This window comes from Yoonia sp. 208BN28-4 (assembly GCF_037543925.1).
GTDB lineage: Bacteria > Pseudomonadota > Alphaproteobacteria > Rhodobacterales > Rhodobacteraceae > Yoonia.
Window position 1 is genome coordinate 68234 of the sequence record NZ_JBBIFY010000002.1, and the last position, 21965, is coordinate 90198.

The 21965-nt window shown below is 58.7% G+C and carries 20 protein-coding genes; 15 read left to right on the forward strand and 5 right to left on the reverse strand.

Annotated elements, in window-relative coordinates; translation table 11 throughout:
- The first annotated feature begins 1 nt into the window (after window position 1).
- Entirely contained in the window at window positions 2-2284 is a 2283-nt protein-coding gene (locus tag V8J84_RS06385; protein ID WP_339929235.1) for a peptidoglycan -binding protein, read from the forward strand.
- Here the strand turns inward: V8J84_RS06385 and V8J84_RS06390 are convergent.
- The 3 genes from V8J84_RS06390 to gloB all read right to left on the reverse strand — a co-directional run bounded on the left by V8J84_RS06390 (window position 2281) and on the right by gloB (window position 6541).
- Entirely contained in the window at window positions 2281-3246 is a 966-nt protein-coding gene (locus tag V8J84_RS06390; RefSeq protein ID WP_339929237.1) for a M23 family metallopeptidase, read from the reverse strand. The genes V8J84_RS06385 and V8J84_RS06390 overlap by 4 nt on opposite strands.
- A 1-nt stretch (window position 3247) precedes the next feature.
- Window positions 3248-5569, reverse strand: coding sequence for an ATP-dependent Clp protease ATP-binding subunit ClpA (clpA, locus tag V8J84_RS06395; RefSeq protein ID WP_339929239.1), 2322 nt, complete (start codon window positions 5567-5569; stop codon window positions 3248-3250).
- Window positions 5570-5773: 204 nt separating this feature from the next.
- Window positions 5774-6541: a hydroxyacylglutathione hydrolase gene (gene gloB, locus V8J84_RS06400; protein WP_339929241.1), complete on the reverse strand. Its 768-nt coding sequence runs from the start codon at window positions 6539-6541 to the stop codon at window positions 5774-5776.
- A 63-nt stretch (window positions 6542-6604) separates the two neighbouring features.
- Between gloB and V8J84_RS06405 the strand changes: the two genes are divergently transcribed.
- The 8 genes from V8J84_RS06405 (at window position 6605) to V8J84_RS06440 (ending at window position 13753) form a co-directional block, all read left to right on the forward strand.
- Complete coding sequence (locus V8J84_RS06405) at window positions 6605-7378, forward strand: class I SAM-dependent methyltransferase (protein ID WP_339929243.1); 774 nt, start codon at window positions 6605-6607, stop codon at window positions 7376-7378.
- Between the two features lie 73 nt (window positions 7379-7451).
- Window positions 7452-8069, forward strand: a complete 618-nt coding sequence (locus V8J84_RS06410) for a hypothetical protein (protein WP_339929245.1) — start codon at window positions 7452-7454, stop codon at window positions 8067-8069.
- 312 nt (window positions 8070-8381) lie between these two features.
- Window positions 8382-8942: a F0F1 ATP synthase subunit delta gene (locus V8J84_RS06415; RefSeq protein WP_339929247.1), complete on the forward strand. Its 561-nt coding sequence runs from the start codon at window positions 8382-8384 to the stop codon at window positions 8940-8942.
- Between the two features lies 1 nt (window position 8943).
- Window positions 8944-10482 carry a F0F1 ATP synthase subunit alpha gene (gene atpA / locus V8J84_RS06420; protein ID WP_339929249.1) on the forward strand — a complete coding sequence of 513 codons (1539 nt, stop codon included), beginning with the start codon at window positions 8944-8946 and terminating at the stop codon, window positions 10480-10482.
- A gap of 24 nt (window positions 10483-10506) precedes the next feature.
- Entirely contained in the window at window positions 10507-11379 is an 873-nt protein-coding gene (locus V8J84_RS06425; RefSeq protein ID WP_339929251.1) for a F0F1 ATP synthase subunit gamma, read from the forward strand.
- 18 nt (window positions 11380-11397) lie between these two features.
- Window positions 11398-12822: a F0F1 ATP synthase subunit beta gene (gene atpD, locus V8J84_RS06430; protein ID WP_339929253.1), complete on the forward strand. Its 1425-nt coding sequence runs from the start codon at window positions 11398-11400 to the stop codon at window positions 12820-12822.
- A gap of 22 nt (window positions 12823-12844) precedes the next feature.
- Window positions 12845-13270: a F0F1 ATP synthase subunit epsilon gene (locus V8J84_RS06435; protein ID WP_339929255.1), complete on the forward strand. Its 426-nt coding sequence runs from the start codon at window positions 12845-12847 to the stop codon at window positions 13268-13270.
- A 135-nt stretch (window positions 13271-13405) separates the two neighbouring features.
- Window positions 13406-13753 carry an H-type lectin domain-containing protein gene (locus tag V8J84_RS06440; RefSeq protein ID WP_339930683.1) on the forward strand — a complete coding sequence of 116 codons (348 nt, stop codon included), beginning with the start codon at window positions 13406-13408 and terminating at the stop codon, window positions 13751-13753.
- Between the two features lie 83 nt (window positions 13754-13836).
- Here the strand turns inward: V8J84_RS06440 and V8J84_RS06445 are convergent, their stop codons facing one another.
- Window positions 13837-14853: a ribose-phosphate pyrophosphokinase gene (locus tag V8J84_RS06445; RefSeq protein WP_339929257.1), complete on the reverse strand. Its 1017-nt coding sequence runs from the start codon at window positions 14851-14853 to the stop codon at window positions 13837-13839.
- 115 nt (window positions 14854-14968) lie between these two features.
- Between V8J84_RS06445 and V8J84_RS06450 the strand changes: the two genes are divergently transcribed.
- Window positions 14969-15565, forward strand: a complete 597-nt coding sequence (locus V8J84_RS06450; protein ID WP_339929259.1) for a 2-hydroxychromene-2-carboxylate isomerase — start codon at window positions 14969-14971, stop codon at window positions 15563-15565.
- A 47-nt stretch (window positions 15566-15612) separates the two neighbouring features.
- On the opposite strand, the gene V8J84_RS06455 is transcribed toward V8J84_RS06450, so the two are convergent.
- The gene (locus tag V8J84_RS06455; protein ID WP_339929261.1) at window positions 15613-16788 is read right to left on the reverse strand and encodes an acetyl-CoA C-acyltransferase family protein; all 1176 of its coding nucleotides are present in this window, start codon (window positions 16786-16788) and stop codon (window positions 15613-15615) included.
- A gap of 126 nt (window positions 16789-16914) precedes the next feature.
- On the opposite strand from V8J84_RS06455, the gene V8J84_RS06460 reads away from it, so the two are divergent.
- The 5 genes from V8J84_RS06460 to V8J84_RS06480 all read left to right on the forward strand — a co-directional run bounded on the left by V8J84_RS06460 (window position 16915) and on the right by V8J84_RS06480 (window position 21960).
- A complete protein-coding gene (locus V8J84_RS06460) occupies window positions 16915-17271 on the forward strand; it encodes a VOC family protein (RefSeq protein ID WP_339929263.1) in 357 nt (118 codons plus the stop codon).
- Between the two features lie 65 nt (window positions 17272-17336).
- On the forward strand, window positions 17337-17993 hold the full coding sequence (locus V8J84_RS06465; RefSeq protein WP_339929265.1) for an ABC transporter ATP-binding protein: 657 nt from the start codon (window positions 17337-17339) through the stop codon (window positions 17991-17993).
- A gap of 11 nt (window positions 17994-18004) precedes the next feature.
- Window positions 18005-20383, forward strand: a complete 2379-nt coding sequence (locus V8J84_RS06470; RefSeq protein WP_339929267.1) for an ABC transporter permease — start codon at window positions 18005-18007, stop codon at window positions 20381-20383.
- Entirely contained in the window at window positions 20373-21410 is a 1038-nt protein-coding gene (locus V8J84_RS06475) for a lipocalin-like domain-containing protein (RefSeq protein ID WP_339929269.1), read from the forward strand. Before V8J84_RS06470 ends, V8J84_RS06475 begins: the two co-directional genes overlap by 11 nt.
- On the forward strand, window positions 21403-21960 hold the full coding sequence (locus V8J84_RS06480; RefSeq protein WP_339929271.1) for a pyridoxamine 5'-phosphate oxidase family protein: 558 nt from the start codon (window positions 21403-21405) through the stop codon (window positions 21958-21960). Before V8J84_RS06475 ends, V8J84_RS06480 begins: the two co-directional genes overlap by 8 nt.
- The last annotated feature ends 5 nt before the right edge of the window (window positions 21961-21965 follow it).

Here is a 21965-nt window from a genome sequence, read left to right on the forward strand (position 1 = left end):
GATGGCGCTGTCACGCAGGCAAGGACGTTTTCAAAACGCCATCTGGCCGGGTTTCGTGGACGCGATGACGGGGCTTTTGCTGGTCCTGATGTTTGTGCTGACCATCTTTATGGTGATCCAGTTTGTGCTGCGCGAGACGATTACAGGGCAAGAAAGCCAGTTGAACGAACTATCCGCCGAGGTTGCGTCGCTGGCCTCTGCGCTTGGTCTGGAGCAGGACCGCACCGCCAGCCTGACCACAGCACTGGACGATGCGTCTGATGCCGCCGACACGCAATCGGCCCTGATCGCGCAACTGACAGCCGAGCGCGATGCCGGTCTAGCAGCACTCACGCAGGCGCAGAATAGCATCACTGGGTTCGAGGCGCAGGTCGCAGGTCTACTTGCCCAACGCAGCACCAACGAGGACCGGATCGCGGCGCTATTGTCCCAGCAAGCTGCCAATGAAGAGGTGATCGCGGGGCTGGAAACAGACAACGCAGATGCTGCGTCCCGTATTGCGGCGCTTGAAACCCGCGAGGCGGATCTGCTGACCGAAGCCGAGGCGCTGAACCTCGCGCTGGCTGCGGCCCGCTCAGAAATCGACCAAGGTGTCGAAGCGGCACGATTGGCAGCCGCTCAACGTGAAGCACTGGAAGCCATGATCGCTGATCTGGAAACCACCGGACAGACTGACGCCGCACGCATTGCCGCGCTTGAAACGGCTAATAGCGAAAACACCGCCCAGATCACGGCGCTGGAGGCGCAACAACTGGCCGAGGCAGCAGCGGCAGAGGCCTTACGCGAACGGCTCGCCAACGCGGACACAGAATTGACGGCCATGACACTGGCGCTTGAAGAGCAGCGCCGTGATGCGGAAGAAACGCTCACGCTTTTGGCCGCCGCCGAGACGGCTCGCAACACTCTGGATCGCAATCTGGCAGCCGCACTGCTTGCCCAGCAACAGGCAGAGAACGATCTGGCCCGCGCCCTGACAGAAGGCAGCGATCTGGATGCACGGTTGCTGGCGGCTTTGTCGTTGCAGGACAGCACCGCCGCTGAACTGGCGGATGCGCGCGCCGCACTTGATGCGGCCGCAACCCAGACCGATGATCTGACAAGCCGTCTGGCTGCCGCGATATCTGCACGTGACGCGACAGGTGCGGACTTGCAAGCGGCGCGCGACGCGCTTGATGCAGCCCTCGCCGACAGTGACGCGACCGAGACCGAGATACAGGCGCAGCTTGCCAGCGCCATCCTCGCGCAGGAGGCTGCTGCCGCCGAGCTTGCCGCCTTGTCGCAGACCCAAGCGCAAACCGATGCTGAACGCCAAAGTCTGGCAGATCAACTTGCCGAGGCGCTATTGGCGCAACAGGCGCTGACCGCCGAGGTGGCATCCCTATCGCAAGGGCAAAGCGAAACCGCGCAGGAACGTGCGAGCCTTGAGGCACGTCTGGCCGAGGCGCTTGCTGCAATGGCAGCCGCGCAAGAGGCCGCCGATAGCGGCCAGACCGAGCAGGAACGCCAAGCGGCCCTGTTGGCGCAGGCCAATGCAGCCCTAAGCGATGAACAGGCGCTATCTGCGGAAAGCCAGCGGCAGGTGGCGCTTTTGAACGAACAGGTCGCGGCGCTGCGCAATCAGGTTGGAACGCTGCAAACCCTGCTTAATCTGGCAGAAGAGGCGGACACGGCAGCAAACGTGCAGATTGAACAGCTTGGCGCTGACCTGAATACCGCGCTGGCCCGCGTTGCCGCCGAAGAGCGCCGCCGCCGCACGCTGGAAGAGGCCGAACGTATCCGGCTGGAAGAAGAGGCCGCCCGCCTTGCTGCTCAAGCGCAGGATCTTGAACGGTTCCGCTCCGACTTTTTTGGCGAAATTCGCACGCTGCTTGAAGGTCAGGATGGTGTGCAGATTGTTGGCGACCGCTTTGTGTTTTCGTCAGAAGTGCTGTTTCGGCCCGGTCAGGCCGAATTGTCCGAGCAGGGGCGTGCGGAAATTGCCAATATCGCAAGCATTTTGCGCGACATCGCAGACGATATCCCCAACGGCATCGATTGGGTGATCCGTGTGGACGGGCATACCGACGATGTGCCGCTGTCCGGCACGGGCCAATACCGCGACAACTGGGAACTGTCACAAGCGCGGTCGCTGTCGGTGGTCCAGTACATGATCAACTTCCTTGGCATCCCGCCAGAGCGTCTGGCGGCAAACGGCTTTGGTCAGTATCAGCCGCTGGTTGATGACGACAGCGATGCAGCGCGTGCCGCGAACCGCCGGATCGAGATCAAGCTGACCGAACGCTAAGGCTTAACCGCAATCGTCACGACCTGCGTATCAAGCACAGCACCATCGCGTGTCAGCGTGACCGTTCCTGTGTAGTCTCCTATGGACCAGCCGGTGTCGGGCGTCCGCCGCCCGCCGGCACGAAACATCTGCGCCTGCGTGCGGTCAAGCGTTTCGTCGTTGGCGAACACCTCGCCGTCCGGTCCGATAATGTTCAGCGTTACAATATCATCCGCGCGAGTACCAAAAGCATATCCCCAAAGAACAAGCGCCGCATCGTCGGTGGCAATGACGGGCGCCGCTGCCGTGCCCGCTTTAACATCTGCATAGTCAGGGATCGCGGTTGCGAAGCCGCTGGCGATCAGTCCGCCCTCTGGCGCGTCAAGCGGGGTGGACCAAAGCGTATCGTTGCTTGGCTGATCGCAAGTAATCTCGCCGTCAGGATCAAATGGATCAACGACGTCGCCGTTTTGACGAACGGAGATGTGCAGATGGGGAAATTCAGTGCTGCCTGATAGCCCGACAAAGCCTAGCGTATCGCCTGCTTCGACGCGGTCACCGACAGCGACGGTAATACTGTCCTGCGCCAGATGGCAGTATTGCGTTTCCCAGCCGTCAGGATGGCGCAAAAGAACACCGTTGCCACATTCCACATCGCGCACGTCAGGCGCGTCAGGTTCGCCTTGCAGGATGTCGGGCAGGTGGCTGCGCAAGGCGGTCACTTCTCCAGCGCTCGCCGCAAGGACCGCGATACCAGCCGCCTTCGCGGCAAGTGAAGGCAGGGCAAAATCGGTGCCCTTATGCGTGTCATATGTCAGCGGACCACAGCGAAAATTGGATGCGGCATCGGTGGGGTCGTGATCGACAAACTGCTGGATGTGACAAGTGTCGCCCAGCACGCAATCAATCGGAGGGTCCAAAGAAAATTCCCCCGCAACCGGATAGGCTGCGAGGGAAAAAATGGTGGCTGTCGAAAGCCGCATGTTAGTCGGCGGTCAGCAGGGGTGGCTTGTTACCCGAACCGCCGATCTTGCCTTGCTCCGGCTCAAGGAATTGCAGGTCAAGCTTGCCATCCTTTACGCCAACCTTGACCAGACCGCCCTTCATCAGTTTGCCGAACAGCAGCTCCTCTGCCAGTGGTTTCTTGATGTGCTCTTGGATAACGCGGCCCAGCGGGCGCGCACCCATTTTGGCATCATAGCCTTTGTCGGCCAGCCAATCGGCAGCGGCATTGGACAACTCAATATGCACGTTGCGATCAATCAGTTGTGCCTCAAGTTGCAGCACGAACTTTTCAACCACACGCAGGATGACAGGCTTCGGCAGCGCGCCAAAGCTGATGACCGCGTCCAGACGGTTGCGGAACTCCGGCGTGAACGTCCGTTCAATCGCGGCGGTGTCTTCACCTTCGCGGCTCTCGCGGCCAAAGCCCATCGCGTTTTTGGACATCTCGGACGCACCCGCGTTTGACGTCATGATCAAGATCACATTGCGGAAATCCGTTGTCCGGCCATTGTGGTCGGTCAGTTTACCGTGGTCCATCACCTGCAACAGGATGTTGTAGACGTCTGGGTGTGCCTTCTCCATCTCGTCAAGAAGCAGCACGCAATGCGGGTTCTGGTCCACACCGTCGGTCAGCATCCCGCCTTGATCAAAGCCCACATAGCCAGGAGGTGCACCGATCAGACGGGACACCGCGTGCTTTTCCATATACTCGGACATGTCAAAGCGCAGCAGTTCCACACCCAGCGTATCCGCCAGTTGCTTGGCCACCTCGGTTTTACCCACACCGGTTGGACCCGCGAACAGGTAGTTACCAATCGGCTTCTCAGGCTCGCGCAGGCCAGCCCGCGCCAGTTTGATGGCAGACGACAGCGCGACAATCGCGTCATCCTGACCAAACACCACGCGCTTCAGCGACTTTTCAAGGTCTTTGAGAACCTCTGCATCGTCCTTGGACACGTTCTTGGGCGGGATGCGGGCAATCTTTGCCACGACAGCCTCGATTTCTTTGGTGCCGATGGTTTTGCGGCGCTTGCTTTCCGCGACCAGATGTTGTGCAGCACCGGCCTCGTCGATCACGTCGATAGCTTTGTCAGGCAGCTTGCGGTCGTTGATATAGCGGGCGGACAGGTCCACGGCTGTGCGGATCGCGTCAGCTGTATATTTGATGCCGTGGTGCTCTTCAAAGTGCGGCTTGAGACCGCGCAGGATTTTCACCGCATCTTCGACCGAAGGCTCGTTCACGTCGATCTTCTGGAAACGACGCGACAGGGCGCGGTCCTTTTCAAAGTGCTGACGGAATTCTTTGTAGGTCGTCGAACCCATGCAGCGCAGCTTGCCGCCCTGCAACGCAGGCTTCAGCAGGTTGGAAGCATCCATCGCACCACCAGAGGTGGCACCGGCACCGATCACCGTATGAATCTCGTCGATGAACAGCACCGCATCAGGGTGATCTTCCATCTCGGTCATCACGGCCTTCAGGCGTTCCTCGAAATCGCCGCGGTAGCGCGTGCCAGCCAGCAGCGCACCCATGTCGAGCGAATAGATCGTAGCACCAGACAGCACCTCTGGTGTGTCCTTGTTCACGATCTTGAAGGCCAAACCTTCGGCAATCGCGGTTTTACCAACGCCGGGATCACCCACCAAAAGCGGGTTGTTCTTGCGGCGGCGGCACAGCACCTGAATGCAGCGCTCCACTTCGTGATTGCGGCCGATCAGCGGATCAACGTCGCCCTTGGACGCTTTCACGTTCAGGTCGACGCAGTATTTCGCAAGCGCCGATTTTTCCTCGGCTTCTTCACCGTTATCAACGGTGTCACCTTCGGACGTGCCAGTGATCGGGCGGCTTTCGCCAAACGCGGGGTCTTTGGCCACACCGTGCGCGATAAAGTTGACCGCGTCGTAACGGGTCATGTCCTGCTCTTGCAGGAAGTATGCGGCGTTGCTTTCACGTTCGGCAAAGATGGCGACCAGCACGTTTGCGCCTGTCACCTCGGTCTTGCCGGAGGATTGCACGTGGATCGCGGCGCGCTGGATCACGCGCTGGAACGCGGCTGTTGGCACAGCTTCGGATCCGTCCACATCGGTGATCAGGTTCGACAAATCCTCGTCGATGAAATCCTCAAGGTCCTTGCGCAATTCGTCCAGATTGACCGAACAGGCCTGCATCACGCGGGCGGCGTCAGGTTCGTCAATCAGCGAAAGCAGCAGATGCTCCAGCGTGGCGAGTTCGTGTTTGCGGGCGTTGGCCAGGGCCAGCGCGCCGTGAATGGATTGCTCTAGCGTGGTTGAAAAAGATGGCACGTGCGGTGCTCCTTTTGATCGGGGCAGTCTGCGGAGGGCCCGAGACTACCGTGGCCTGTTATCTTTAAGGTTTGGTTTTATTGCCGAACCTTCAAGGACTTTTTTGCGTTTGTTGTTCACAAAGGGCGGGAAATGCCGTGAACGTGTTGAATTTGGCGTGGTCGGCGCGGCAATTTGCTGCATGCGCCTTCACAGGCAGCACGATCAGAACTTGTCTTTGCGTGCACGAATTTCGGCAAATACGGCTGCATCATCTGCGTCGGGCATGCCGACTGCGGCTTTGACCTGAGGCAGATGCGTCCGCAAATACGGGTTGATTTGTTTCTCAAGGGCCAACGTCACACCTGTCGTCGGCCAATTCTCGTCTGCAAGAGTATTTAGGTGGTGTTTGCGCTGGGACAAGGCCCGCGGGTCGGGCGAACAGTGAGCGGCAAATTCCAGATTGGCATCCGCATAGTTGTGACCGCAATAAAGCTTGGTGTTATCCGGCAGCGCCGCAAAGCCCTGAACAGTCTCAAACATCTGCTGCGGCGTGCCTTCAAACAGCCGTCCGCATCCGTGGGTCATCAGGCTGTCGCCCGAAAACAGCGCTGTCAGTTCCGGCATGTAAAACGCGATATGGTTGATGGTGTGCCCGTCGGCGGCCATGACCTGAACGCTTGTGCCAAGGATATTCATGACGTCGCCGGGTGAAACCGCCTGATCCAGCTTGGGCAATCGGTCCGCATCTTTGGCACAACCGACAATCGTGAACCCGTCGCCTTTGTCCAAACCGTCGATCCCTTCGACATGGTCCCAGTGGTGGTGGGTCAGCAAAAGGGTCGTCAGGGTCAGCTTTTCACGCTTGAGAGCTTTGTTGATCGGAGCCGCCTCTGGGGCGTCGATCAGGATTGCCTGTCGCGTCTGCTTGTCAGCGACCAGATAGGCATAGTTGTCTTCAAGACACGGGACGGTGATGATGTCATAACGCATGGAATTCATGGTGGGCTTTGATAAGGTCGTGTCAACCCCGCGGCGGCAAGGAAAAAGACCCCGATGCACCTTGATGTTCTGGACTTGCGCAATTTCTACTATCGCAGTGCGTTAGGACGGCGGGCGCAAAAGGTGATCCGCGATGAACTGGTCGCGATGTGGCCCGATGTAAAAGGCCAGACGGTTGCTGGTTTCGGCTTTGCTGTGCCGCTGTTGCGACCCTTCCTGAAAGACGCGCGCCGCGTGGTCGGTCTGATGCCGGGGCCGCAAGGGGTGATGCCGTGGCCCGCTGGCATGCCGAATGTGTCAGTGTTGTGCGAAGACACGCTTTGGCCGATCGAGACAGGCCAGATCGACAAGCTGGTGATGCTGCACGGTCTGGAAACGTCAGACTACCCGTCTGCACTACTTGATGAATGCTACCGTGCCCTTGGTCCGGGGGGGCGGGCCGTGTTTATCGTGCCCAATCGCGCGGGCTTGTGGTCGCGGTCGGACAAAACTCCGTTTGGATATGGCCGACCCTATTCGCTGGGCCAGCTCGAGGCGCAGTTGCGCAAGCACCACTTTATTACTGAACGCTCCATGTCGGCACTCTATCAACCGCCGTCCGAAAAGCGGATCTGGCGCAAGGCGTCCGGTTTGATGGAGCGGGTCGGGCACAACATTCCCGTTTTCGCTGCCGGTGGTGTCCTGATTGTGGAGGCCAGCAAACAGATACCGGCACCCCGCAAACCGGGCCTGACCGCGCGTGTGCGCAACCCGTTGCGTGCGCTTGAAGGGATCGCAAGTGGCAGACCGGAACCGGCAAGACACGCGGGCAAGCCAACGGGCATGTGACAAAACAATTGTCAGATTTTTTCATTTGGCTACAGTCACGGGATATTTCGTGTTCAAATTCAAAGGTTTTCAAATGAACTATCTTCAGTCTTTTGCCTTGATCGGCGCAGTCACCGCACTTTCCGCATGCTCCCTTGAAGATTTGCTAGAAGAGCCGACACAGGCCGATCTGGCCGCGCGCGCTTTTGCCGCTGCGGTGGAGGATGGCAAGGCCTTCGGTCAGAATGGCGTGGATGGGCTGCGCATCTACAACGCATCCCAAGGGCAGCCTTTGACGACTTCCCAGCAGTTCCCGACCGTGGCCAAGGTTGAATATGACGGCCAGATCGCATTGGGCAGTGTTGAGAACAACGGCGTCGTGGGCGATCTGACCCTTTCGGCATCCTTTAACAATTCGTCCACAATCGGCGGCGGCGCTCGCAATTTCGTCGACCGCCTGAACAGACCGGTGGGGGGCACGCTGACCGTCTCGCCAAGCTCTATCAATGTGAATGCCGACCCAGATACCGCCTACCAGATCAGCCCGACCATTTCAGGCGATTTGACACAGGACGGCCAGGTGCGCCGCGTGAGCGCGCAGCTTTTGGGTGATTTCCTCGGATCAGATGCCGAGTTCATCGCGGGCGAAGTGTCTGACACAAACTTTGACGGGGCAGACGACGGCTTCTTTATTGTGCAAGAGCGCAACTAGAACCACCCGGTCTGCGTTAATCCGCTCTTAACGATTCTGTCCTGCAGCGGTGAAAGCCTTGCGGGGCAGGACCCAAAAGGCCCGAAATTGTATATAATGTCCGGCCTGATTGCGGGTATCACGGTTAAAACCTTATGCCAGCGGCACCTGCGGAAATTGTGACGCAGGTGACTTGCGGCACCATAACACCTCTGTTACATCGCGCATGATTTCGCCGCCCCCGCCTTTTGTGGGGGCCTCACATGCTGCCCTCTGTCATCCCGTCACTATGGGGTCTGCCGGACCGGGCGCCAAGACTTTGGAAGGGTGGACGTGTCCGAAACTGCTGGTATCTCCACAGGCATCGCCGAGCGTTACGCATCGGCTGTGTTTGATATTGCCCGCGAAGGCAAAAAACTCAAAGCGCTGGAAACCGATGTCGCCGCACTTGAAGGTGCAATGTCCGACAGCGAAGATTTCCGCACACTGCTGACGTCCCCGCTGTATAGCCGCGACGAACAGACAGCCGCGATTGGTGCAATCGCCAAGCAAATGAAACTGTCCGACACCACAGCCAACACGCTTTCGCTGCTTGCCAGCAAGCGTCGTTTGTTTGTGCTGCCACAGTTGACCACAGTCCTGCGCGAGCGACTGGCAGAAGAGCGTGGCGAAGTGACCGCCGACGTGACCACTGCCAAGGCGCTGACCAAAGCGCAGTCGGACAAGCTGGCCAAGACATTGAAAGCACAGGTCGGTAAGGCCGTGACAATCAACGAGACCGTGGATGAGAGCATCATCGGCGGTCTTATCGTTAAAGTGGGCTCCAAGATGATCGACACGTCGATCAAATCAAAGCTCAACGCACTCCAGAACACTATGAAAGAGGTCGGATAACATGGCGATCCAAGCGTCTGAAATCTCTGCGATCCTGAAGGACCAGATCAAGAACTTTGGCCAAGAAGCCGAAGTGGCCGAAGTGGGCCGCGTTCTGTCCGTAGGTGACGGTATTGCCCGCATCTATGGTCTGGACAACGTTCAAGCCGGTGAGATGGTCGAATTCCCCGGTGGTATCCGCGGCATGGCCCTGAACCTTGAAGCCGACAACGTGGGTGTTGTTATCTTCGGTTCCGACCGTGACATTAAAGAAGGCGACACCGTCAAGCGCACCAAGTCCATCGTGGACGTGCCTGTGGGTGACGAACTGCTGGGCCGCGTTGTTGACGGTCTGGGTAACCCGCTGGACGGCAAGGGCCCGATCAAGACATCCAAGCGCGCGATTGCAGACTCCAAGGCGCCGGGCATCATCCCGCGTAAATCGGTTCACGAGCCGATGGCAACCGGTCTGAAGTCCGTTGACTCCATGATCCCCGTTGGCCGTGGCCAGCGCGAGCTGATCATTGGTGACCGTCAGACAGGTAAGACAGCCATCGCGCTGGACACCATGCTGAACCAGAAGTCCTACAACGATGCCGCAGGCGACGACGAGAGCGGTAAGCTGTACTGTATCTACGTGGCGATCGGCCAGAAGCGTTCCACAGTGGCGCAGCTGGTGAAGAAGCTGGAAGAAAGCGGCGCGATTGAGTATTCGATCGTTGTGGCTGCAACCGCATCCGACCCCGCACCGATGCAGTTCCTTGCACCATATGCCGCCACTTCGATGGCAGAGCACTTCCGCGACAATGGCCGCCACGCGCTGATCATCTATGATGACCTGTCCAAGCAGGCCGTGTCCTACCGTCAGATGTCCCTGCTTCTGCGTCGCCCGCCAGGCCGCGAAGCCTATCCTGGTGACGTTTTCTATCTTCACTCCCGCCTGCTTGAGCGTTCGTGCAAACTGAACGAAGACAACGGGTCCGGCTCGCTCACAGCGCTGCCGATCATTGAAACCCAGGGTGGTGACGTGTCCGCGTTTATTCCGACCAACGTGATTTCGATCACCGACGGTCAGATCTTCCTTGAGACCGAACTGTTCTATCAGGGCATCCGTCCTGCGGTGAACACAGGTCTGTCCGTTTCGCGTGTGGGTTCCTCCGCACAAACAAACGCGATGAAATCTGTCGCTGGTCCGGTGAAACTTGAGCTTGCCCAGTACCGCGAAATGGCCGCCTTTGCGCAGTTTGGTTCCGATCTGGACGCCGCCACACAGCAGTTGCTGAACCGTGGTGCCCGCCTGACCGAACTGATGAAGCAGCCGCAGTATTCGCCGCTGACCAACGCCGAAATCGTCTGCGTGATCTACGCCGGCACCAAAGGCTACCTCGACAAGATCGCCGTCAAGGACGTGGGTCGCTTTGAGGCCGGTCTGCTGAAGCATCTGCGTAACGATGCAAAAGACGTGCTGGACTTCATCACCAAAGAAGACCCCAAGATCAAAGGGGAAGCCGAGGACAAAGTGAAAGCCGCAATCGACGCTTTCGCAAAAGACTTCGCTTAAACCCTTTGGACATAGGAGCACCTTATGCCTAGTCTTAAGGACCTAAAAAACCGGATCGAAAGCGTGAAATCCACGCGGAAGATCACCAAGGCGATGCAGATGGTCGCGGCCGCAAAACTGCGCCGCGCCCAAGACGCAGCCGAGGCGGCACGCCCCTACACAGAGCGTTTTAACGCTGTGATGGCTGGGCTTGCGGCTGGTGCGGCAGGGTCACCTGCGGCACCCAAGCTGTTGTCCGGCACCGGATCGGATCAAGTGCACCTGCTGGTCGTCATGACCGCAGAGCGTGGTCTGTGCGGCGGCTTTAACGGCAACATCGCCAAGCTGGCTCGCCAGCACGCACAAAAGCTGTTGGGGCAGGGCAAGACTGTCAAAATCCTGACCGTCGGCAAAAAAGGCCGCGACGCGATCAAGCGCGATTTTGGTGAGCACTTCGTCGGTCACGTCGACCTGACAGAGGTCAAGCGCGTGGGCTACGCCGACGCGCAAGGCATCGCCAAAGACGTGCTGGCGCGTTTCGATGCTGGTGACTTTGACATCGCGACGATCTTCTTTTCGCGCTTTGAAAACGTCGTCACACAGCACCCCACCGCCTTGCAGATCATTCCTGCACAGTTCGAAGCCCAAGAGGATGCGGAAAGCACCCTTTATGACTACGAACCAAGCGAGGACGCCATTCTGGCCGATCTGCTGCCACGCGGTGTGGCCACGCAAATCTTTGCTGCATTGCTCGAAAATGCTGCGTCCGAGCAAGGTGCCCGTCAGTCCGCCATGGACAACGCCACCCGCAACGCAGGCGAGATGATCGACAAGCTGACAATCGAATACAACCGTTCGCGTCAGGCCGTCATCACCAACGAGCTGATTGAAATTATTTCGGGCGCTGAAGCGCTTTAAGAGAACCGGAGAAACGTTATGGCAAATGCAAAAGGCAAAATCACGCAGGTGATTGGCGCCGTCGTCGACGTCAAGTTTGAGGATCACCTGCCAGAGATCCTTAACGCGTTGAAGACAGACAACAACGGCAAAGAGCTGGTTCTCGAAGTGGCCCAGCACCTTGGCGAAAACACAGTACGTACAATCGCGATGGACTCCACCGAGGGTCTGGTGCGCGGTCAGGACGTGACTGACACAGACGGTCCGATCACCGTGCCCGTGGGCGACGCCACACTGGGCCGTATCATGAACGTCATCGGTGAGCCGATTGACGAGCGTGGCGACATTGGTGAGCAAGAGCGTCGTTCGATCCACGCTGACGCGCCAGAGTTCGAAGCACAGTCCACAGCCTCCGAAGTGCTGGTAACAGGCATCAAGGTTATCGACCTGCTGGCGCCATACGCCAAAGGTGGTAAGATTGGTCTATTCGGCGGTGCCGGCGTGGGCAAGACAGTTCTTATTCAAGAGCTGATCAACAACATCGCGAAAGTGCACTCCGGCTACTCCGTATTTGCGGGTGTGGGCGAGCGGACACGCGAAGGTAACGACCTGTATTACGAATTCATCGAATCCGGCGTTATCAACATGGATGACCTGACCAAGTCCAAAGTTGCACTGGTCTACGGCCAGATGAACGAGCCTCCGGGTGCGCGTATGCGTGTGGCCCTGTCGGGTCTGACCATGGCCGAAGCGTTCCGCGACCAGTCCGGTACAGACGTTCTGTTCTTCGTGGACAACATCTTCCGCTTCACACAGGCCGGTTCCGAGGTTTCGGCTCTGCTGGGTCGTATTCCTTCCGCTGTGGGCTACCAGCCAACACTGGCCACAGACATGGGCCAGATGCAGGAACGTATTACTTCTACCAAGAACGGCTCGATCACATCCGTTCAGGCCATCTACGTGCCTGCGGACGACCTGACCGACCCCGCACCAGCGACATCGTTTGCGCACTTGGACGCGACAACCGTTCTGAACCGTGCGATCTCGGAAAAGGGTATCTACCCTGCTGTTGACCCGCTCGACTCCACATCGCGTCTGCTTGACCCCGCCATCGTGGGTGATGAGCACTACGCCGTGGCTGCCGACGTTCAGCAGATGCTGCAGCGCTACAAGTCGCTTCAGGACATCATCGCCATTCTGGGTATGGACGAGCTTTCCGAGGACGACAAACTGACCGTGGCACGCGCCCGTAAGATCGAGCGTTTCCTGTCGCAGCCGTTTGACGTGGCTCAGGTGTTCACAGGTTCGCCCGGTGTTCAGGTTCCACTGGATGACACAATCGCATCGTTTAAGGCCGTAGTCGCTGGTGAGTATGATCACCTGCCAGAAGGTGCCTTCTACATGGTTGGTGGCATCGCAGACGTGAAAGCCAAAGCCGAGAAAATGGCCGCTGACGCCGCTTAATCGGATTTAAGGAGTAGCCCTTATGGCAAATCTACAATTCGATCTTGTCTCGCCAGAGCGCCGCTTGGCGTCGATGGAAGCATCCGAGGTGCAAATTCCGGGTGCTGACGGCGACATGACAGCGATGGCAGACCACGCGCCAACGATCACCACACTGCGCCCCGGCGTTTTGCGTGTGGTGCACAGTGGTGGAACGGATGAATACGTTGTGGTTGGCGGCTTCGCCGAGATCACGCAATCCGGCGTGTCGGTTCTGGCCGAGCGTGCAATGCCAAAGTCCGAAGTGACGCAAGATGCGTTCAACGACCTGCTGGCCGAGGCGAAAGCCGCACACGCGCAGGCGCAGGAAACCTTCAAGAACGAACCTGGCCCTGTTGATGACGCGGCCAAGCTGATCGCCGATATGGTCGCCGTGGGTGGTCACATCGGTCTGACAGCCAACGACTAAGGTTCACATCTTTTGACGTCATAAAAAGGGCCCCGTTTTCGGGGCCCTTTTTCAATTCATGATCGAATTTTTAAGCATTTTGGTTAATAAGCTGTCTCTAGGGATGAGACTCGGCTGCGGGAACGGCAAATGACAATGAAAAGAATGCAAAGCCATCTGGTTGGCGTGGATCAGGGTGAAGTTGTCCTGTTTTCGGATTTTGCAGACGACGGCGAGATGTGGTCCGGCGATGGTCCGCGTGTCCGTCGCCACGAGGTGTCGTTCTCCGAACCCTATCACGTGCCGCCATCGGTGACCGTCAGTATGTCGATGTTTGATATGTCCAGCAGCACAAACCAACGCGCCGATATTCAGGCCGAAAACATCACGACGTCAGGGTTCGAGATCGTGTTTCGCACATGGGAAGACACGAAAATCGCCCGCGTCCGGGCGGCTTGGCAGTCTATCGGCGAATTGCCTAACGACGATACGTGGGATATCTGACCGCGCCTACTTTTGCCCTTAACGAAAAAGGGGGCGGGCACCGGCCCCGGTTGCCTGCCACCGACAGGCAACCCGCTAGCGGATCAGCCCTTGTACATGCCTTCGTAAATTGGTCCGAGTGTTTCGTGATTGAAAAGTGACGACACGGATGTGCCGTTTGACGTGTTCAAAATCGCCTGCGCGAACATCGGCGCGGTTGGCACGATGCGGATATTGGCGCAGTTTTTCACAGCGTCCGTCGCCTGAATGGTATCTGTGATGACGAGGTTTTTCATCACCGACTTGCTGACACGATCCACGGCAGGGCCGGACAGCACGCCGTGTGTGATATAGGCGTGCACCTCTTTCGCGCCATGCTCCAATAGCACTTCGGCGGCCTTGCAAAGCGTGCCAGCGGTATCGACGATGTCGTCAACGATCAGGCAGGTGCGGTCTTTCACATCACCGATCACGGTCATTTCGGCCACTTCGCCGGGCTTTCCGCGACGCTTGTCAACGATCGACAGCGGTGCACCGATGCGCTGCGCCAGATCACGGGCACGGGCCACACCGCCCACGTCAGGGGACACGACCATGATATCGTCGCGCTGATCTTTAAAATTGTGCATGACATCCAGCGCGTAGATCGGGCTGGCGTAAAGGTTATCCACCGGAATATCGAAAAAGCCCTGAATTTGCGTGGCGTGCAGATCAAGCGTCAGAATGCGTTCGACACCGGCCTCAACGATCATGTTTGCCACCAGTTTGGCGGTGATCGGTGTGCGCGCCTTTGACCGGCGGTCCTGGCGGGCGTAGCCGAAGTAGGGGATCACTGCGGTGATGCGCGCCGCAGACGACCGGCGGAGCGCATCGGCGATGATGCAAAGCTCCATCAGGTTGTCGTTGGCGGGGTTCGACGTGGGCTGGATAATGAACATATCCTCGCCGCGCACGTTCTCGAACACCTCGACGAAAATCTCGCCGTCATTAAACCGCTCGACCCGTGCATCTACCAAATCAACCGCGCGGCCACGGTGCATGGTCATCCGGCGGGCAACCTGCGCTGCAAGCGGGCGGTTGGCATTGCCGGAAATAAGTTTGGGTTCGTTGATCTGGGCCATGGGTGGCAGTGTCCTTTGGCAGCTTTCCGCGATGAAGTCACAGAATCGTGGCGTTGACACCGCGTAGCACACCGCTACCGTCACGCAAAGATTTGCCGCAGCAAGGATGCCCTAAATGGCCCATATTGATTACTACTTTGCCACCCTGTCACCTTACACCTACCTGTGTGGCACGCGCCCTTCCGAGATTGCGGCCGCGCATGGTGCGACGCTGACTTACAAGCCGCTGGATATCATGGCTCTCTTTGGCCGCACTGGTGGCACACCTCCCGGTGAGCGCCACCCGAACCGTCAGGCCTATCGCTTGCAGGATATGCGCCGTCGGGCGGCCATTCTGGATTTGCCGATCAACGTCAAACCCGCCCATTGGCCAACAAACGGCGCGCCAGCGTCCTATGCGATTATCGCGGCACAGGCCGAAGGTGGCGATGTCGCCAAGCTGGTCAGCGCCATCAGCACCGCCTGCTGGTCAGGCGAAAAGAACATCGCGGACGATGCGGTGATCCGGGATTGCCTGAAAGAGACGGGCTTTGATCCCGATCTGGCTGACAAGGGGATGTTGTCCAGTGCTGAAACTTTTGCCAGCAACCTTGAGGACGCAGTGAATGCCGGTGTCTTTGGCGCACCGTTCTTTGTCGTGGATAGCGGTGAAGTGTTTTGGGGCGAAGATCGTCTTGCCGATCTAGACGCGCACCTGTCCGGCAAAATCTAGTTACCTTAAAGTGACGGGCGCAGCACCAATGCTGCGCCCGTCATGCGTTAGATGCGTTCAATCGCCAATGCGATGCCCTGACCGCCGCCGATACACATTGTGATCAACGCGCGCCTCCCACCGATCCGTTCCAACTCATACATTGCTTTGACGGTGATGATCGCACCCGTGGCGCCGACGGGGTGACCAAGCGCAATCGCGCCGCCATTGGGGTTCACACGGGCAGGATCAAAGTCCAGTTCTTTGCTGACCGCCAGCGCTTGTGCTGCGAATGCCTCGTTGCTTTCGATGACATCAAAGTCCGCCGCCTTCAGGCCCGTGCGTTGCAACAGGTTTTGCACGGCGGGCACGGGGCCGATCCCCATGACCTCTGGCCGCACGCCAGCATGGCCGTATCCCAGAACGCGGAACGCGGGTGTCAGGCCCGCCTTTTCCGCAGCATCCGCGCGTGCCAGCACAACTGCCGCGGCCCCATCATTCAGGCCGGAGGCATTGCCCGCTGTGACCGTTCCGTCCTTCTGAAAGGCAGGGCGCAATCCGGCAAGCGTGTCTGTCGTCGTGGCCTTGGGATGCGCGTCGGTCACGAAATCAACCATCTCGCGCTTTTGTTTCACTTGCACCGGTGTGATCTGGTCAGCGAAATAGCCAGCCTCGATGGCAGCAAGCGCGCGGCGCTGGCTTTCGGCGGCGAAGGCATCCTGATCGGTCCGGCTGATGTCATGCTCTTTCGCGACATTCTCGGCGGTGATGCCCATGTGGCCCGTGCCGAACGGACAGTTCAGCGCCCCCAGCATCATATCCTGCGTGCGCACGTCGCCCATCTTGGCGCCCCAGCGTTGGTCTGAAATGATGTATGGCGACCGGCTCATGTTTTCCGCGCCACCGGCAATAGCAAATTCCGTGTCACCCAGTTGCAGCGCCTGCACCATCGACACAATCGCCTGCACGCCCGATCCGCACAGACGGTTCACGTTCATAGCGGGCACACTGTCAGGCACACCGGCCTGCATGGCACCAACCCGCGACAGATACATGTCACGCGGCTCTGTATTGATGACATGGCCGTAGGCGACGCTGCCGATTTGCTCGGGTGCGACACCCGCACGCTCCATTGCGGCCTTGTTCACAGCGGTGGCAAGGTCTATCGGCGGCGTGCCTGCCAGTGCGCCACCAAATGTGCCGATAGCGGTGCGTGCCCCGCCCAGAATGACGATGTCTGACATTTGCAAATTCCCTTGCTGCTGATGTGTTGCGCCCAGACTATCGCAAGCCGCCCACCTGAACAGTCCGACGTTGGGTCATTGCAGGCACAGCCCCTTTGCGCGATGAAAGCGGAAAAGGACACGACAATGATTGTATCGCTCGACCACTTGCAGCTTGCTCTTCCCGCAGGGAAGGAGGACGACATGCGCGCGTTCTACTGTGACCTTCTGGGGTGCGCTGAAGTGGCGAAGCCCGATGCGCTTGCTGGACGTGGCGGATTTTGGGCGCAGGCCGGTGATCTGCAGCTGCATTTCGGCGTTGATCCCGACTTCAAACCGGCGGGCAAGGCCCATCCGGCTTTTGTGGTCGCCGATATTGATGATCTGGCGGCACGCCTATCGGATGCGGGACATGCGGTTGCGTGGGATGACAAGCTGCCAGATGTGCGCCGCTTCTTCATCGCCGATGCGGTTGGCAACCGGATTGAAATCATCGCCGCGTGAGAATTCGCGTCGCTGACCCTTTTCACACGCGCCGCGTGCTTTAGGTCCTGCGCAAAGGAACTGCTATGCTTTTGACCGTCGACAACCTGCGCAAGACCTACACCACGGCTGACGGGCCGTTTGATGTGCTGCGCGGTGTCAGCCTGACACTTGCTGCTGGCGAAACACTGGCCCTGACAGGGGAATCCGGGTCGGGCAAAAGCACCTTGCTGCACCTTATCGGCGGACTTGATACGCCCGATGAGGGGAAAATCCTGATCGACGGGACCGATCTGGCCGCACTGGATGACACAGGCCGCGCCCGCGTCAGACGCGGTGTTGTGGGGGTGATATTCCAACAATTCAATCTGATCCCAAGCCTGCGCGTGGTTGATAACATCGCGTTTCAGGCGCGATTGGCCGACACGTATGACGCGCAGTGGTGCGCCGATCTGGCAAGCCGGATGGGCCTTTCCGATCATTTGCAAAAATACCCCGAGCAACTGTCTGGCGGACAGCAGCAACGGGTTGCGATTGCCCGCACCTTGGCACCACGTCCCAAGCTGATCCTGGCCGATGAGCCGACAGGCAATCTGGACGAAGAAACGGCGGGTCAGGTGATGGATCTGATGCTGGGCCTTGCGGCGGATACCGGTGCGGGCCTGATGATGGTGACCCATTCGCTTTCGCTCGCTGGCCGTTTGCAACGCAGGCTGCATCTTGCGGCGGGGCAACTTGCGTGATCAAGGCCGGCATGACTGCGCTCCTGTCGCACTGGTGGCGCAATCCGCTCCAGCTGTTCACGTTGATGGCAGGTCTGGCCTTGGCCACAGCCTTATGGTCGGGCGTGCAAGCCGTGAACGCGGAAGCGCGCGCCAGTTATGACGCCGCTGCCGCGACACTAGGCGAGGGGACCTTTGACCGCATCACCCTGCGTGGCGGCGCCGCTATGTCTCAGGCCGATTACGTTGACTTGCGCCGCGCTGGTTGGCTCGTCAGCCCCGTTGTGGAAGGCCGGCTGAATGGCGTGCGCCTGATCGGAATTGACCCCCTGACAGCCCCCGCAGGCGTCGGGCCTGTGACTGTGGATGAAAGCGCTGACCTTGCAACGTTCCTGAGCGGCGCGGGTCAGATTTTTGCAAATCAGACAACGCTTGATGCCATTGGCGATCTTCAGAATGTAGAAAAAGTGCAGGTTGGTGATGTAGCGCCAAATGTGGCCTACACCGATATCGGCATCGCGCAGCGACTTTTAGATCAGGTGGGACAGGTTTCGTTCGTCATCGTGCATCCCGATCAACCGGTCGGACGCCCGACGCTTGCGCAGGTTTCGTCTGATCTTGTGGTGCGCACGGCTGAAAACGGCACCGATGTCAGCAAGCTGACGGACAGCTTTCACCTCAACCTGACCGCCTTTGGTTTCCTGTCGTTTGCTGTGGGCATCTTCATCGTCAACGGTGCGATTGGCCTCGCGTTCGAGCAACGACGATCCGTTGTACGCACGCTAAGATCATTGGGCATGCCGTTGCGAACACTTATCTTTTTGATCGTGTTTGAATTGCTGCTGCTCGCCATCGTCGCGGGCGTGATCGGTGTGGCGATCGGGTATCTTGTCGCCGGATTGCTCTTACCCGACGTGGCAGCCACCTTGCGCGGGCTTTACGGTGCCGATGTTTCTGGCGCGTTGCAGTTGCGTGCATCATGGTGGCTGTCTGGTCTGGCGATTGCCGTGGGCGGCACGATGCTGGCGGGTGGTAGCGCTTTGTGGCAATTGGCGCGTTTGCCGCTTCTGGCACAGGGACAGCCGCGTGCGCTTGCAATGGCCGCAGGGCGCAGGGCATGGTGGCAGGCGGCCATAGCGGCAATATTGCTTGGCCTTTCGGCAATCTTGGCGTTCACGGCGACGGGGCTTGTCGCGGGATTTGCCCTTCTTGCAGCGTTGCTGATCGGCGCTGCGCTCGCTTTGCCCGTGATCCTTAGCCAAGTCCTGACGTTCGGCGAAAATGCGTCCAAAGGCATGATCACAAAATGGTTTTGGGCCGATACCCGACAACAGTTGAACGGGCTGTCCCTTGCCTTAATGGCGCTTTTGCTGGCCATGTCTGCAAATGTTGGCGTGTCCACGATGGTCTCAAGCTTCCGTCTGACGTTTGTCGGTTTCCTTGATCAGCGCCTCGCGTCAGAGCTTTATGTCTATACCGACGATACCGCAGCGGCAGAGGCACTGGTGGACTACGTGACACCGCGCGTCGATGCGATTTTGCCGATCCAGTCAGCGCAGGTCACGGTGTCGGGCGTGCCAACTGACGTATTTGGCGCGCGCGATCATCCGACCTACAGCGACAACTGGACATTTGTGGCCATTCAAGAAATGCCATGGAAGAAGGTCGCGCGTGGAGAGGCGATCCTGATTAACGAACAACTTGCCCGACGTGGAGCGGTGTCGTTAGGTGATCAGGTGAGTATCGCGGGGCAATCATTTGAAGTTGCGGGCATTTATGGCGATTATGGCAATCCCATCGGGCAGGCGCTCATTAATGAACAGCCATTCACGCGGCTTTTCCCTGATGCTGCCGCCCTCCGCTTTGGCTTGCGCATGCCGTCTGATGAAGTCGGTGATCTGCGCGATGATCTGGCACGTGACTTGGGCCTGCCTGACGCCAATATGATCAATCAGGCGGGGATCAAAGCCTATTCGCTTGATGTGTTCGACCGCACGTTTACCGTCACCACGGCGCTGAACATCCTGACGCTGTCAGTGGCTGGTTTCGCAATTCTGATGAGCTTGCTGACATTGGCGACGATGCGTTTGCCGCAGCTGGCACCTGCTTGGGCTACGGGCATGACACGCCGCCATCTGGCAACGCTTGAATTGGTCCGCGCCGTTTTGCTGGCGTCACTCACAGCCGTGGTCGCCTTGCCACTTGGTCTGGGATTGGCGTGGGTGCTGCTTGCGATCGTCAACGTGGCGGCTTTCGGATGGGAGTTGCCAATGTATTTCTTCCCCGCAGATTACGCGCGTTTAGGGATGTTTGCGCTGATCGCCGCCGCCTTGGCGGCGGTCATTCCCGCGATCAGGCTGTCCCGCACACCGCCCGCTGTTTTGCTCAAGGTGTTTTCCAATGAACGTTAGACTTATCATTGCGGCGCTGTGCTTTCCCGTCACCGCCTTCGCGCAGGGGTTTGCCGGGCTTGGGACCGCCGCGGATGACTTTGCTGTGCCGGAGGCAGGCTATGAATTCGACTTTCCGCGCGATCACGGTCCGCATCCTGATTTCCGAATCGAGTGGTGGTATCTGACGGCAAACCTGCGCGCGGCTGACGGCACGCCCTATGGTTTGCAATGGACACTTTTCCGCTCGGCCCTCGCGCCAGAGGCAGGCATGGGTTGGTCTGCCCCCCAGCTTTGGATGGGGCATGCAGCGGTCACCACACCTGACAACCATTATGTGTCGGAGCGTCTTGCGCGCGGTGGGATCGGGCAGGCAGGCGTCACCGCGTCGCCGTTCGAGGCGTGGATTGACGATTGGCAGTTAGTTGGCACGTTTGACGATTTGAATATGACAGCATCAGGCCCGGATTTTGCCTATGACATGCAGCTGGATGCCACCGGGCCGCTCGTTTTTCATGGCGATGACGGGTTTTCGGTCAAATCGGCAAGTGGGCAGGCGTCGTATTACTATTCCCAACCGTTTTACGAAGTGACGGGCATGCTGTCACTGCCTGACGGTGATGCGCAGGTCACGGGGAACGCGTGGCTTGACCGCGAATGGTCATCGCAGCCCTTGTCAGACAATCAAAGCGGATGGGACTGGTTTTCGTTGTCCTTCGCGGATGGCGCAAAGCTGATGGGTTTCGTCCTGCGCCAGACCGACGATACGTTTTACACCGCCGCCACTTGGATCAACCCCGATGGCACCACCGAAGCCTATCCAACTGGCGCCTTTGCTGCATCTCCGCTTGCGGTCCACGCCACCGCCGGACGCGATGTGCCGGTGTCTTGGCAGGTCACGTTGCCTGATCGGGAAGTTGATGTCACCGTGACGGCGATCAACCCGGATGCGTGGATGGACGTGTCGGTGCCATATTGGGAGGGGCCGGTGACAGTCACGGGATCACATGACGGAATTGGCTATCTGGAGATGACGGGATATGAATGACTGGCTGTCGTCATTAGACGCATTGTTCGAAAAGGTATGGGACCGGCTGGAAACAGGTGGCCAGAACGCGGATCAGGTTGCATTTGCAACGGTGGGTCCAAATGGCATGCCTGAAAACCGCACTGTCGTGCTGCGTCATGCGAACCGCGATACGGGTGTCATTGAGATTTATACCGACATTCAGTCTGACAAGATCGCCAGCCTGCGGGCCAATCCGCAGGCAGCGGTCCTTCTTTGGGATGCTGACCTAAAGCTACAGATCAGACTTCAGGCCAAAGTCGAGATATTGACCGGCGAAACAACAAAATCGCGCTGGGACGACGTGCCGCAGCATTCGCGGGCCAGCTATGGTGTGACGCCAGCGCCAGGTACGGTGATTGAGGCTGCGACAAGCTATGAAAAGCTCGCTCAACACGCGCAATTCGCGGTCATGCGGTGCACTGTGGAAACCATCGATGCCGTGTCGCTTCACACGCCGCATCAACGGGCCGCAGCCCACCGCGCGCCTTCACACGACGGTGACTGGGTGACGAACTGGCTGGTCCCTTAAGCCAC